Source organism: Denitrobaculum tricleocarpae, assembly GCF_007004665.1.
GTDB lineage: Bacteria > Pseudomonadota > Alphaproteobacteria > Kiloniellales > Kiloniellaceae > Denitrobaculum > Denitrobaculum tricleocarpae.
In genome coordinates this window covers 1-13,226 of sequence record NZ_ML660060.1, presented here as the reverse complement: position 1 = coordinate 13,226, position 13,226 = coordinate 1, and the positions used below count along the sequence as shown (strand labels likewise).

14 protein-coding genes are annotated in these 13,226 nt (G+C 60.6%); 6 read left to right on the top strand and 8 right to left on the bottom strand.

Annotation, left to right across the window (positions count from 1 at the left end; all coding sequences use genetic code 11):
* Nucleotides 1-61: 61 nt before the first annotated feature.
* Nucleotides 62-1,396: an ABC transporter substrate-binding protein gene (locus FKG95_RS22365; RefSeq protein WP_142898661.1), complete on the bottom strand. Its 1,335-nt coding sequence runs from the start codon at nt 1,394-1,396 to the stop codon at nt 62-64.
* A gap of 507 nt (nt 1,397-1,903) precedes the next feature.
* Between FKG95_RS22365 and FKG95_RS22360 the strand changes: the two genes are divergently transcribed.
* Both FKG95_RS22360 and FKG95_RS22355 read left to right on the top strand, forming a co-directional pair.
* A complete protein-coding gene (locus tag FKG95_RS22360) occupies nt 1,904-2,878 on the top strand; it encodes a threonine ammonia-lyase (protein ID WP_142898660.1) in 975 nt (324 codons plus the stop codon).
* Between the two features lie 2 nt (nt 2,879-2,880).
* Nucleotides 2,881-3,426, top strand: a complete 546-nt coding sequence (locus FKG95_RS22355; RefSeq protein WP_142898659.1) for a hypothetical protein — start codon at nt 2,881-2,883, stop codon at nt 3,424-3,426.
* 10 nt (nt 3,427-3,436) lie between these two features.
* On the opposite strand, the gene FKG95_RS22350 is transcribed toward FKG95_RS22355, so the two are convergent.
* Nucleotides 3,437-4,300 carry a LysR family transcriptional regulator gene (locus tag FKG95_RS22350; protein WP_142898658.1) on the bottom strand — a complete coding sequence of 288 codons (864 nt, stop codon included), beginning with the start codon at nt 4,298-4,300 and terminating at the stop codon, nt 3,437-3,439.
* 195 nt (nt 4,301-4,495) lie between these two features.
* Here FKG95_RS22350 and FKG95_RS22345 point away from each other — a divergent pair, with 195 nt between their 5' ends.
* Together FKG95_RS22345 and FKG95_RS29755 are read left to right on the top strand one after the other, a co-directional pair.
* Nucleotides 4,496-5,695 carry an MFS transporter gene (locus FKG95_RS22345; protein WP_142898657.1) on the top strand — a complete coding sequence of 400 codons (1,200 nt, stop codon included), beginning with the start codon at nt 4,496-4,498 and terminating at the stop codon, nt 5,693-5,695.
* A complete protein-coding gene (locus tag FKG95_RS29755) occupies nt 5,692-5,847 on the top strand; it encodes a hypothetical protein (protein ID WP_179954232.1) in 156 nt (51 codons plus the stop codon). The genes FKG95_RS22345 and FKG95_RS29755 overlap by 4 nt, the downstream gene beginning before the upstream one ends.
* A 90-nt stretch (nt 5,848-5,937) precedes the next feature.
* Here the strand turns inward: FKG95_RS29755 and FKG95_RS22340 are convergent, their stop codons facing one another.
* Together FKG95_RS22340 and FKG95_RS22335 are read right to left on the bottom strand one after the other, a co-directional pair.
* The gene (locus FKG95_RS22340; RefSeq protein WP_142898656.1) at nt 5,938-6,432 is read right to left on the bottom strand and encodes an SRPBCC family protein; all 495 of its coding nucleotides are present in this window, start codon (nt 6,430-6,432) and stop codon (nt 5,938-5,940) included.
* A 69-nt stretch (nt 6,433-6,501) separates the two neighbouring features.
* Entirely contained in the window at nt 6,502-6,867 is a 366-nt protein-coding gene (locus FKG95_RS22335) for an ArsR/SmtB family transcription factor (RefSeq protein WP_142898655.1), read from the bottom strand.
* Nucleotides 6,868-7,093: 226 nt separating this feature from the next.
* Between FKG95_RS22335 and FKG95_RS22330 the strand changes: the two genes are divergently transcribed.
* Nucleotides 7,094-8,140: a hypothetical protein gene (locus FKG95_RS22330; RefSeq protein WP_142898654.1), complete on the top strand. Its 1,047-nt coding sequence runs from the start codon at nt 7,094-7,096 to the stop codon at nt 8,138-8,140.
* 39 nt (nt 8,141-8,179) lie between these two features.
* On the opposite strand, the gene FKG95_RS22325 is transcribed toward FKG95_RS22330, so the two are convergent.
* The 4 genes from FKG95_RS22325 to FKG95_RS22310 all read right to left on the bottom strand — a co-directional run bounded on the left by FKG95_RS22325 (nt 8,180) and on the right by FKG95_RS22310 (nt 12,521).
* Complete coding sequence (locus FKG95_RS22325; protein ID WP_142898653.1) at nt 8,180-9,865, bottom strand: methyl-accepting chemotaxis protein; 1,686 nt, start codon at nt 9,863-9,865, stop codon at nt 8,180-8,182.
* A gap of 438 nt (nt 9,866-10,303) precedes the next feature.
* Nucleotides 10,304-10,648, bottom strand: a complete 345-nt coding sequence (locus FKG95_RS22320; protein ID WP_142898652.1) for a GNAT family N-acetyltransferase — start codon at nt 10,646-10,648, stop codon at nt 10,304-10,306.
* 238 nt (nt 10,649-10,886) lie between these two features.
* A complete protein-coding gene (locus FKG95_RS22315) occupies nt 10,887-11,885 on the bottom strand; it encodes a zinc-dependent alcohol dehydrogenase family protein (protein WP_218940326.1) in 999 nt (332 codons plus the stop codon).
* A gap of 174 nt (nt 11,886-12,059) precedes the next feature.
* Nucleotides 12,060-12,521 (bottom strand): tetratricopeptide repeat protein, encoded by a 462-nt coding sequence (locus tag FKG95_RS22310; protein WP_142898650.1) that lies wholly within the window; start codon nt 12,519-12,521, stop codon nt 12,060-12,062.
* A 177-nt stretch (nt 12,522-12,698) separates the two neighbouring features.
* Between FKG95_RS22310 and FKG95_RS22305 the strand changes: the two genes are divergently transcribed.
* Nucleotides 12,699-12,962, top strand: a complete 264-nt coding sequence (locus FKG95_RS22305; protein ID WP_142898649.1) for a MafI family immunity protein — start codon at nt 12,699-12,701, stop codon at nt 12,960-12,962.
* Nucleotides 12,963-13,226: the final 264 nt, after the last annotated feature.

The following is a 13,226-nucleotide window of genomic DNA, read 5'->3' as shown; positions in this document are numbered from 1 at the left end:
GATCGTTTCACTTTGGCTTCAAAATGAAGCGTGAATCAGCCTCGAACAATGAAACGAAGGACTATAGCTTGCCGTCGTCCTCGAAGACTTCGGTCCAGTCGACGACCAGCTTGTCGAGCGCCTCCTGCGCGGTGCCGTTCCCGGCAACCACATAATCATGGACCCGCTTCTGCATGGATTGCAGCAGCTCGGCATAGGTCGGCTCCTGCCAGAAGTCCTTCACCCCGTCCATGGCCTTCAGGAAGTCCGCGGCAAAGGGCGCGGTGTTGGGGAAGTTCGGATCGTTGAGCACATCCACGTGACAGGAGTAGCCGCCCAGGGACCACCACTTCTTCTGCACATCGGACTTGGCGAACCACTTGATGTATTCCAGCGCCATGTCCTTCTTATCGGAATAGGCCACCACCGAAATGCCCTGTCCGCCGAGCGTGGAGGCCGCGACCTTCTGAGCCGGATTGACAAAGAAACCCGACTTGTCGCCGCCCACGTCTTCATCCTTGGCGATGCCGGGGAAGAAGGCGAACCAGTTCATCTGCATGGCGACCTGGCCGGACTTATAGGCGTCCAGATTGGCGACCATATAGGCATCCGAGTGGCCCGGCGGTGTGCAGCAGTCGTAAAGGGATTTATAGAACTCCAGCGCCTCGACCGCCTCCGGCGAGTTCACATAGCCCGGCATGTCGTAAGGCTTGTCCGGATTCTGGTATTCGAAGCCCCAGGAATACATGGCCGAGGTCACGCCCATGGTGATGCCCTCGGAGCCGCGCTCCGTATAGATCCCCAGGCCGTAAACTGTTTTGCCGTCGATTTCCCGGCCCTGGAAGAACTCGCCGATGTGCTTTACTTCATCCCAGTTCTTGGGCACCTCCAGCTCGTGGCCGTACTTCGCCTTGAATTCCTCGCGCAGTTCCGGACGGGCGAACCAGTCCTTGCGGTAAACCCACCCCAGAGCATCGCCCATGGCCGGCAGCGCCCAGTAGTTCGGCGTCCCCTTCGGCCAGGTCGAATAGGCATGAACGGTCGCCGGGGCGAAGTCGTCCATGGAGATGCCTTCTTTTTCGAAGAAGTCGTTCAGCTTGACATAGTGGCCGTAGGTCGCCGAACCGCCGATCCACTGGCTGTCGCCGATCAGCAGGTCACAGAGCTTGCCGCCGGAATTCAGTTCATTGATGAAACGGTCCGCAAAGTTGGTCCAGGGCACGAACTCGTAGTTCATCTCGATCCCGGTCTCGGCGGTAAAGTCTTTCCCCAGCTGGGCCAGGGCATTGGCCGGATCCCAGGCCGCCCAGCAGAGGGTCAGTTCCTTGTCCTGCGCCTGAACCTCCTGGGTGCTCATTGCCGTCACAGCCGTCACGCTCAGCGCAGCCGCGGCCAAACAGGCTCCAAATCTCCGCATGCTTTCCTCCCTTGGAGACCGCCGTTTCTCTGCTTCCGAGCAAAGCCCGGACCGGTCTCTCGTTGATATTGTCCGGGGGCGATATTCCTGAACCTGCGATGACTCTGACGTCGCAGACCGACGGCCCCTTCTTGCCGCATTCTGTGCGTCGGCAGGAAAAACACTAAACTTATTACTAAACTTTTGTCAAACACGTTCGATCCGCACCGCAGCATCAATTGCGAAAATCACCTAAAATCCCTCGAAATCAGGGCAAAATTCGGTTGTATTGCGCCAAAATTTCGGTGTTTAGCGCAACCCGCTATTCAACTCCTGGCAGGATTTGGTTTAGTGATTTGCCAAAAAGTTTAGGGTTTTCTCTCCCGTATCACGTCAGGGCAGAACCGCCGCCGGTCACCTGCGGCGTTTACGGCGCGGGGAATTTCGATCATCTTTCCATTTGCGATTCTTCGCCCCGAATCATCACGCCAAGTGACCGCCTTAATGCTTCAGCAAGGACCCGACCGCATGACCACTACGCCCGTTACCCTCGACGACATCCAGGGCGCTTTTGCCCGCATCAAGGACCGGGTGCGCCGCACGCCGCTGCTCAGGACCCGCTTCATCCGCGAGGAACCGGCCCCCAATCCCATGATGGTCAAGCTGGAATGCCTGCAGGTCACCGGCTCCTTCAAGCCGCGCGGCGCCATGAACGCGGCCCTGCAGCTCAGCGCGGCGGACTTGAAGCGCGGCATCATCACGGCATCCGGTGGCAACCACGGATTGGGCGTGGCCTACGCGGGCTGGTCCCTGGGCGCGCAGGCGGTCATCTACCTGCCCAGCTCAACTCCTGAAGCCAAGGCGGAAAAGCTGCGGGCCTGGGGCGCGGAAGTGGTGATCGAGGGCGCGGTCTACGACGACGCCAATGAAGCGGCCCTGGCGCGGGCGGAGCGCGACGGCCTGACCTACATACATGCCTTCGCCAATCCGGCGGTCATCGCCGGACAGGGCACCATGGCGGTCGAGATGCTGAAACAGTCTCCCGATCTGGATGCCATCGTCGTCGCCATCGGTGGTGGCGGGCTGATCTCCGGCATCGCCACGGCGGCCAAAGCCATCAAGCCGGAGATCAAGATCATCGGCGTGGAGGCCGTCGGCGCGCCGACCCTCTATGAGAGCGTCAAGGCCGACGAATTAATCACCCTCTCCGAGATCAGCACAAAGGCCGGCACACTCGCCCCGCGCCGCAGCGCCCAGCCGAACTTCGACATCATCCGTAAGCATGTCGACGACATCGTCCTGGTCACCGACGAGGAAATGCGCTCAGCGGCGCAATGGCTCTGGTTTGAGATGGGTGTGGGCGCGGAACTCTCCGGCGCCGCTTCCCTCGCCGCCATTCAGGCGGGCAAGCTCGCGGCCAGCAAAGTCGACCTGCCCGACGACGCCCTGATCGCCACCATCGCCTGCGGCTCCGGCTCCGACGGCATCAGCCTGCCGGCGTAAAGATGTCGCGTCAGTCCAGAGTCGGCGCCCTCGAAAACGCAGTCGTCGAACGGGTCCTGGAATTCGACGGCAAGACCACCGGCTCACTGGAGGCCGCCTGCAAGGCGGTTGGCCCGGACTTCACCGGCTTCGCGCGCCTCTTCGAACTCGCGGCTAGTGAAGACACCCGCCTGCAAATCGCCGCCACCTGGGCGCTGCGCAAACTGCTGAAGCTGGGCGCCGAAATGACCGCCGCGCACTGCGAGGCTTTCATTGAGACCGCCACCGCGCAAACCGCCTGGGAGGCCCAACTGCACATCGCCCAGAGCGTCCAGTTCATCGGAAGCGAAGACCTGAACGCCCGGCGGTTGGCAGACATCATCACGCCCTGGCACAAAGCGAAGCGTCCTTTCCTGCGCGCCTGGACACTCGACGCCCTCTGCCGTCTGGCGCACCGGGATACAGGCCTCAAGGAAACAGCGGCAACCCTGCTCACGAAGGCCGGGGAGGACCCCACTGCCTCCGTCAGGGCCAGGGCGCGGAACCTGAAAAAAGCGAACCTGCTTTAGCGCCTCTCCCTCATCGGGCGGGATTATCCGCCAGCGTTTGCTCGATGGTGCGGGCAAAGGTTGCGACCGGCAGGGCGGCTTCGCTGCTGGCTTCGAAAAGCAGGATTTCGATCTCCGGCAGCGGCGGGAAACCCTCGTCCGGGCTGAGCACACGCAGGTTCGGAGTCAGGGCGCTGACCGGGACGACGGTGACCGCCAGACCGGCGGCAACAGCCACGTTGAGGCCGTCCCGGCTCTCGCTGTTATAGGCATGGCGCCAGCGCCGGCCGCAGTCGTCGAGCGCAGCCAAAGCCGCTTTACGATAGATGCAGCCAGGACCGAAGATCGCCAACGGCAGAGGGTCCAGCTCTTCGACCGACGCCCCCTGCGCGACCGCCCAGACCAGGGCTTCGCGCTTGACCAGCTGGCCGCCCTTGCGTCCGCAGGGCTGGGTCACGAGCGCGAGATCGGTTTCACCGGCCTGCAGGGAGTCCAGCGCCTCCCAACTGCGCTCGCAACGGATCTCCAACTCCACCAGGGGACAGCTCTGGGCGAAGCGGGAAAGGATCGCCGGCAGGAAGCACATGGAGGTGTCGGTCGCACTGAAACGGACCCGGCCCTGCAGGGCGTTGCGCCCGAAGGCCGCCAGTGTCAGATCGTTCAGACAGAGCATGCGGTTGGCGTAGCGGCGAAAGATCTCGCCTTCTTCGGTCAGCTTCACGATGCGCTTGGAGCGCTCGAAGAGCTGCACACCGACAATCGCCTCCAGCCGTTTGACCTGCATGCTGACCGCCGACTGCGCGCAGTTCAGTTGCTCGGCGGCGCGGGTGAAGTGCCGCGTCTCGGCCACGGCGTTGAAGGAGCGCAGCAGGTCGATGTTCAGATCGGGGCGCATGATTATTTCATCATTTTTTCTGATTAATATTTCACATTAATATTCTTTCTTGATTTATAGAACCTTCCTAGACTCCGGTCAATCACGGCTCGCGCCCCAAAACCATGAGCCCCGAAACCATGAGCCCCGAAACCATGAGCCCCCAAACCATGGGCCCCGGCACCGCGAGCCAAAATCATCACTGGAGTTTTCCCCATGACGCGCCCTCTCTGGATTCTCGTCTTTTGCGCCGGCGCCATCATGGCGCTGTCCCTGGGGTTCCGGCAGAGCCTGGGGTTGTTTCTCACTCCGATCTCGCTCGATCTGGGCCTGGGACGCGGCAGCTTCGCGCTCGGCATGGGCCTGATGAACCTGGTTTGGGGCGCACTTTCGCCCTTTGCGGGCGCGATCGCCGATCGTTACGGCGCGGGCCGGGTCGCAGCCCTGGGCGGCCTTTGCTACGCCGGAGGCCTGGCCGCTCTGACCCTGAGCGGTCAGGGCGGCCAGCTGCTGATGGGTGGCCTGCTGATCGGGGCGGGCCTGAGCGGTGTGGGCTTTTCCGTGATCCTGGGCACGGTCGGCCGGGCGGCACCGCCGGAGCGCCGCAGCCGGGCGCTCGGTCTCGCGGCCATGGGCGGCTCGATCGGCCAGTTCGCCGCCCTGCCCTACAGTCATTTGATTCTCGATCTGGTCGGCTGGCAGACCGGTCTTATGGTCATCGCCGCAACCTGCCTGCTGATGCTGCCGCTTTCAATGGGCATCGCCGGGTCGCCCCAGGCAATGTCTGAAGAGGGGCCGCGTCAGAGCCTGCGCGGCGCCCTGGCCGAAGCCTGTGGAGATCGGAGTTTCTGGCTGCTGAACACAGGCTTCTTCGTCTGCGGTTTTCATCTCGCCTTCGTCGCGATTCATCTGCCCGCCTATCTGGCGGACTTCGGTTTCGCGCCCTGGCTGGCGGTGACCGGCCTGACCATCGTCGGGATCTTCAACATGATCGGCAGTTACGGCTGCGGACACCTGGGCGAGCGCTATTCCAAGAAGAACCTGCTGAGCCTGCTCTACCTCGCCCGCGCCCTCATCTTCATGGCCTTCCTCGTGGTGCCGCTCTCCGAAACAACCGTGATCCTCTTCAGCGCGGCCATGGGCCTGCTGTGGCTCGGTACCGTGCCGCTGACCAGTGGCCTGGTGGCGCAGATCTATGGCACCAGCTATCTCTCGATGCTCTTCGGTCTGGTGTTCCTGGGCCACCAGTTCGGCGGCTTCCTGGGCGCCTGGCTGGCGGGATACATTTACGACTTGCTGGGCTCCTACGATCTGATCTGGTGGGCCAGCGCCGCGCTCGGGTTGATTTCCGCCCTGCTGCACTGGCCGATCTCCGAGCGGCCCATTGTTCGCAGGGAAGAGTTAGCGGCCGCATGATGACGCAGGGCACAACACGGCGAATTGCAGGCAGTATGTTTCCGGCTTTCACCGGCGCGGCCCTCACCCTGCTGCTCCTCGGCGCAATTCACCTCTGGGCCGTCCGGGGCAACGCGATCCTCCTGGACCTGACCTTTATCGGGTGCTTTTGAAAAAGAGGCGACCATCCTGATCGCCGCGCCATCGCGAGAGCTGCGTCAGGTAATGGCAATCATGCCAGACCCGACGCAGCGCGCTTGCCCTTAAGCCTGCAGTTCCGCCAGCAGCTCTTCCAGCAGCGCCATGCCGCCGCCCCAGCCCTTGCCCATGCCGCCCATGGCAGCGGCGAAGCAGGCGATCTCGGCCGCGCTCGCCTCGTGCGGCACCCAGGTCAGGCGCATGGTGGTCCGGCCGTTTTCCTCCTCGAAGGTTACGGTGGTCAGCAGCACGCGCGGCCAGTCCGGCATCATGGCGTTCGGGCTGAGGTTCCACTCCGCATCGGCCGTCGAGTGCAGCCAGACCAGCCGCTCCGGCGGCGTGACCTCGGTGTATTCCACCCGCTCGTAATGGGAGTTCCCGCCCCACTTCATCTCGTTGAGCCAGAGCCCGCCTGGCTTCACGTCAAGACGATGCACGATGGTCTCCACGTTCGGCCCGTACCAGCGCGCCAGAAGCTTCGGTTCCGTCCAGGTCTTCCACACCAGCTCGCGCGGCGCATCGAAGACGCGCTCCAGCACATAGGTCGGCAGCTCACTCATTCTCGTTTTCCTTATTTTTAGGTTTTTGTTTTGGGCTCTACTTTACCGGTGCCCAACAGCCACGCCGTGTCACTTTTGGTTTTGCCGTTCCGCGTCCTTCAGTTCTTCGAGCAAGCCATCCAGCTCATCGAAGCTCGAGGTCCAGAAGCGCTGGAATTCCTCCAGCCAGCGCACCGCAGCCGCCATGGGCTCGGCCTTCAGACGCGCGGGCCGGCGCTGCCTGTCGATATCCCGCTCCACCAGTCCCGCCCGCTCCAGCACCTTCAGATGCTTGGAGACCGCCGGCTGGCTCATCTCAAAGGGCTCGGCCAGTTCGTTCACCGAGGCCTGCCCCGACGCCAGCCGCGACAGAATCGCCCTGCGTGTCGGATCCGCCAGCGCCGCGAAGACCGCGTCCAGGTTCTGAGGCTGAGGCGTATAACCAATTTGTTCCATAACTTATTTGTTATATAAATGAATAAACTTCGTCAAGGACCTTAACTCAGTCCTTAAAGCCCCCAAAGATCGCTCCAGCTGAATAGAAGGAGATTTCGCGAGGGATTTAAAAACGGACGTGTTCGAAAAAAAAAGACTGGTTACAGAGCGGACACCATGTGCAAAAAACCCTCATAATGAGAACTTGCTTAATGGATAAACAACCATTTGATCGTGAAATCGTTTCATGACTAAAAGCCCGATACTCCGCATTGGACAGTGCATTACCCTCCTGCTCGGATGCGTTCCGGTTCTCTTGATCAATTTACTGGTCGCTACTCCAGTCCTCGCGATCGGCTGGAAGCTTTTGGCCCCTTATATCGTATCGCCGCAAACGTCCAGGTGCACCCCGCTGACCATCAAGTTCAGTGTTGAAGGGAACGACTACACGCTCGTTTCCACCGTCTGGAGTGCGACCTATCACACCACCAACCCCTTGGCCTACGCCAATACGGCGTTTGTGCACCGTCCCAACTGGGTGTCTCAAAAACTCCCGTCCGGCGCAGCGGTTCTTTTCAAAGTCCCTCATAAGGATATGAGGGTATTGCACCGGGCCAGAGAACAACACCATAAGGCACCGGCCTATCCCTATGCTTACTACTTCGACGACGCGAAAGCCCCTTCAGTAGTCGAAGCAATTGTCTCTGAATCATACTACGAGCTGCCATCAACTCGTATCAGAGTCTCGGAAATTGCAGCAGGAAAATCAATTAACTGCGACCCACCTGATCTCACCCCCGCTGTACCCTGGTTAGAGAAAGAGCACGCTGAAAGACGTCTTGAAGGGATGTTTGCCCATGTCGTAACGAAGGAAGAATGGCGGGAGATTCCTGAACTCTTCGAGGTGCTGGACGCGGCCAGTGAATTCACGAGCATCGCGGAGGAAAGGCTGAAGCCGGGACTGGCGCAATTACCAAGAAGTGAACGTGGCCTGGAACTGGGCCAGAGGAAAGAGGTTATCTTGCAAACGGGACACTCCGCCGGCCGCGGATACCGCACCCAAGAAATGCCTCTTAATCATTTTGTCCGGCCCATCCAATTCCTGGAAGGAAAGGCAACGCTGTTACTCGATCAGCCAGGTCTCATCTTATACTATCCTGAGGCTAAACACGCTGCCATTCGAGTGTCGGGCATCCAGCTCGGCGGCAACACCTTCTTCCCCAAGCGTCGTGGATGGCATTTCGACCCAGAGACCGGAACCCTGTTCAAGATCCGCCGCGCGAGCTTCTTTTAATTACCGCGGACAGCCCATCACCCCAGCGCCATGCCCCACTTACCCCTCGCGCACCTCGCTTAGGAAGGTGTCGACCGCCTGCTTCAGGTTGACCGCCTGGACCGACAGGCCGTCCGCGGCGGACTTCATGGTTTCCGCGGAGGCCGAGGAGTCCTCGGCGGCGCTGCGCACGCTGTCGATGTTGCGCGAGACTTCCTTGGTGCCGTTCGAGGCCGCCTGGATGTTGTCGTTGATCTCCTGGGTCGAAGCATCCTGCTGCTCGATGGCCGTCGAAACGCTGGCGGTCTTCTCGTCCACCGACTGAATTCGGCCGAGAATGTCCAGGACACTGCCGGCCGTCGCCTCGGCGCTGGATTTCACGTCGGCGACCTTCTGGGAGATTTCCTCGGTCATCTTGTGGGTCTGTCCGGCCAGGGATTTCACCTCGGTCGCCACCACCGCGAAACCCTTACCCGCTTCGCCTGCGCGCGCCGCCTCGATGGTGGCGTTCAGAGCCAGGAGGTTGGTCTGTTCCGCCACGTCATTGATCGATTTGATCACGCCGTCGATTTCGTCTACCGCGCTCTGCAGGTCGGTCAGCTTGCTCTGGGAGGTCTCCGCGGAGAGAGCACAGGCCTTGGCGGTCTCGGCTGTATCGGCAACGTTCGAGGAGATCTCACGGATCGAGGCGGAGAGCGCCTCGGTCGCCTGGGCCGCCGTCTGAACACTGCCCGAGGCTTCTTTAGAGACCGAATCCATCGCGGCGCTGCGCGAGGTGGTCTGCGCCATGGTCTCGCTCAGGCCCGAGGCCAGCCCCTGCATGTCGACGGCCGCGCGCTCGACGGCGGAAACCACCGAGCCGACGCGCTGATCGAACTCATCGGCCATACGCGTCATCTCTTCCCTGCGCTCGCTCGCCTGCCGCGCTTCCCTGGCCTTCTGTTCTTCCTCCAGACGCTTGAACTCCAGCGCGTTGTCGCGGAACACCAGAACCGCCTTGGTGATCTCGCCCACCTCGTCCCGGGACCTCACCGGCGGAATCTCGACACTCAAATCCCCCTCGGCAAGCTTCAGCATGTCGCAGGTCAGATTGCGCAGCGGCATGATCGAGCGGATCGCCCACCAGACAAAGCCGAGGCTGATCACGGTTGCCGCAGCGGCCAGCAGCAGCATCAGAATGGCAAAGCGTGAGGCGATCATATCGACATCCGCACCGACCATCTGGTTCTTCGCTTCCTCCAGATCGATAAATTCGTTGATCCGCGCCAGCCAGGTCACGGAAGCCGGACGTGCCTGCTCCATCAGGATGCGCCGGGCCTCTTCACCCTGGCCGGCCTGCTGCAGGGAAATAATCTGCGCGAACAGCGGCAGGGTCGTCGCCTCGATCTCCTTGATCGACTCCAGGATCCTGCGCTCCTCGTCGCCCATCTCCATCTGCGCCTCGAAAAGCGCATCCATGTTCTGCGCGGCGGTCGCGTAGTCGGCAGCCAGTTGATCGATTTCCCCCAGCACGGCCGGCAGTTCCGCCGGATCCGGCAGCAGGGTCACGTCGCGCACCAGGATCGCCCGGTCGTGAACCGAGCCCCGGAAGTTGATCGCATAGCGCTGCTTGACCGAGTTGACTTCGTTGATCTCATGCAGGGCGCGGTTAATCTGGTTGACCTGCGTGATCGCGATCACGGTCAGGCCGATCATGAGCAGGATGACCGAGCTGAAACCAAGTATCAGCCGCGTTTTGATTTTCATGTCGTTGATCACGTTTATCCCCTAGAGCGCGTCATGTTTTAACGGAAACACTCTGTGTTTTCGCTAAAACATGTGAACCCGCTCTACATCATAGTGTTAGAGCAGATTCACCGGTACGACGGATCGCCGAAGGCGATTCCATCTAAACCGGATCTGCTCTGGATCTTTCCCCGAAAGGCGGTGGCCGGTCTCCCCGGGCCGGCACCCGCCGGAAGGCGACTGAGCGCCCCTCGGGCCTCCTGCATGCACGCGTTCGTCTGAAACCCACTCGCGCGTGGAAAGCTAAGCAGCAGGTCTGAAAGAAGAATTAAATTGAGTTAAGTGAAGCCCAAGTTCTGTGCAGTCCCAGCTCAAACCGCAGTGTCTCTCCGGTACCGGCAGGCCGTTACCAGGCCTTTGCGTGCAGCGATTTACAGTCAGGCCGCGACAGGCACCTGCCTACCTTTTCACCAGGCCCTTAGCGAAGGAGAGCCCCTTGAGCGCATAACCTGCGGTTTTATAAAAACGGTGCGCGTCCTCTCTGTGGCTCCCGCTATTCACCAGGAGCATCGCCGCCCCCTGAGACCTTACCCAATTCTCGGCCGCGCGCAGCAGCAGGGATCCGATATTCTGTCCCCGTAATCCCTTGTCGACAGCCAGGGCAAGGATACGCCCCACCGGCGCGTCTTCTTCATAGATCCGGCCGACGAAGGCACCGGCCATGCCAACCACGGCCCCACCAACCTCAGCAACGAAGGTCGCATACTGCTCCCCGTCCGCCATCGCCGCGAGCCGCGTCCGCATCTGCTCTACCGTGCAGGGGTAGCCGAGCTGCGTGATCAGCCGGGCGACCGCTTCGGCATCGCCGCTCTGGGCCGGTCTTACTGTGGCTTGCGTGTCAGTCAGCGTAATGAATCCCTATGCACGGACCGTGCAGTCTATCAGACGGCTCGAACTCGGGTGATAGAAAAGCGGGATCGAAAAGTCTTTCGGGCGTTGTTCAACAAGCATACCCGGGACCAGGATCCGGACCTCATTCCCGTCACATCACCAGCACCTTCGCGCCGCGCACCGGTTTGTGTTTCAGATCGATCAGCGCCCGGTTGGCGTCGGCGAGCGTGTAGGTTTCGACCTCCGGACGGATCGGGATCTCGGCGGCCAGGGCGAGGAACTCCGAGATATCCAGGTGGGTCACGTTGGCCACGGACTTGATCTCCTTTTCCAGCCAGAGGTGCCGCTCGTAGCTGAGGCTCTGGAGATAATCCTTGTCCCCCTCTTCCTTCCGGATCGCATTGATCACCAGCCGCCCGCCGGGCCGCAGGTTGGCCAGGGCCTCGACCACCGGTTTCCAGGCCGGGGTGGTGTCAATGATCGCGTGCAAGTCTTCCGGCGCGCGCTCGTGCGTATCCCCCGCCCAGACCGCACCCAGTTCCAGCGCGAAGTCCCGGGCGCTTCGGTCACGCGCAAAAACGAAAAACTCGGAATTGGGAGTGAGATGCCGCGCGAGCTGCAGCACCAGATGCGCGGAGCCGCCAAAGCCCGTGAAGCCCAGGCGCTGCCCGTCCTGCAGCTCGGCGAGCTTGAGCGAGCGGTAGCCGACCGCCCCCGCGCAGAGCAGCGGCGCCGCCTCCGCGTCCCCGAAGACCTCGGGAATCGGCGCGGCGTAGGTCTCGCCCACGGTCATGAATTCCGCATAGCCACCGTTCACATCCCGCCCGGTGGCTTCGAAAGCGGGATCGATGTTCTCGTCCACCGCCCCAGAGGAGGAATGAATCCAGCCGACCCCGACCCGCTCCCCGACCTTGAAACGCCCGGCCCCCGCCCCGAGCTTATCGACCCGCCCGATCACCTCGTGCCCCGGGATCACCGGCAGGTTGGGCGGCGGCGTCCGCCCCTCGATCTCGTCCAGCTCCGTATGGCAAACCCCGCAGGCGGCGACGCGCACCCGGATCTCTCCCCGCCCTGGCTCGGGAGTGGGAACTTCAGCGAATTCCAGCGGGGCGTCCTCCGCCCCGACCGGCCCGGTCTTTCTCAGCAGCATCGCCTTCATGGGGTGTGCCTCTCCACAAACGAAAGAGCAGTGAAGCTTGACGACGCTAGTGTAGCGAAGAGAAGAAGAGGTCGTATGATGTAGGTCAGGTTCCGATCGACGCAGAGCGCAGGAACGCCAGACGCATAACTTGGGATCTTATCCCAGCCAGCTATCGGACGTCGATTAAGGCTCCTCCCAATTCGGGTGAAGCCGCAGCGGGAAATTGGATCTCCAGACGCGCGGCACCTTTGCCAGATCAATAGCTCTGATATTCACGTCGCGCAATTGAGCAAGCATTCTCTTCTGATCAGCGCCGGTTTTGACCTTTATACACAAAGCCAGCCAGTAGAGATAAGCGAAGCAATACTGCTTCTCAGCGTCGCTGAGTTTACCGCCTGTCTCGAGCACCGGCACGATGGCATCCAACTCTGTCAGAGAGGCCTGATACCTGGAGAGAGCATATAGAACTTGAGCCTTTTTGAGGCTTAACTTGACTCTAGCGGGGTGACGCCGCGTCATTTTTTGCAGAATCGCCAAAGCCTTTTCAAACTTCCGTTCCTGGCAAGAAATATCAACTTTGTACCACCGGTATCCGTGCTGAATTGCAAAAACGAGTCTCTTCGGAAACGACAGGATTTTCCGCACCAAACCCAATCCCAATTACCCTCGCAGTCTCTGAATTACCCGAACCCACCTATACCACTATAAATAGTCACACTTGGTCCAGATTTACAGTGCGGGAACGGTGTCAGGTCCAAAATTGTGCCCAATACAACTTCAATCAACGCACAAAACTGAACCTGAACTCGGTCACATCAACGAATGACGTATAGTTCCAAAATATGTAAGCAGCTCTCAAAAACGGCTTTTGAGTTGACCAAGTCTCGCGTGGCTTCTGCTGATGCCGAGGACATTCGTGCATATCTATACGAACATAATGAGTGGGGGCTCGCGATGGAAACCCTCGTCGATGTGCTTCTGGAAGGCGACATTGCAATATCCTCAGAGCAAAAGGCCGCCATCATGGATGCAATGAATGCGATGGAGCTGGATAGAGGTCAGGTGGCACTCAGAACTTCTGACTAGTTACCGCACACTAGGCAATTAATCGGGATCACGTCTCGAACGGTGCGGAACGCATCTATACCTGACGCATAAAACATGTATGGCCCGCCCCTTTCTTACAAGGTGAAGGTTGCGTTCTGGCGACTTGCAGTCTGCGCTAATGTATCCGGCCTTTGAGTGAAGCGGTCTTTGCTTCTGGCCACGATGGGTATCCGCGCGCGCTCGTCCTCATAAGACCTTCGGTTTCGCGAACCGATGTTTTGTTCAGGTTTCGGGCGCGCCGTT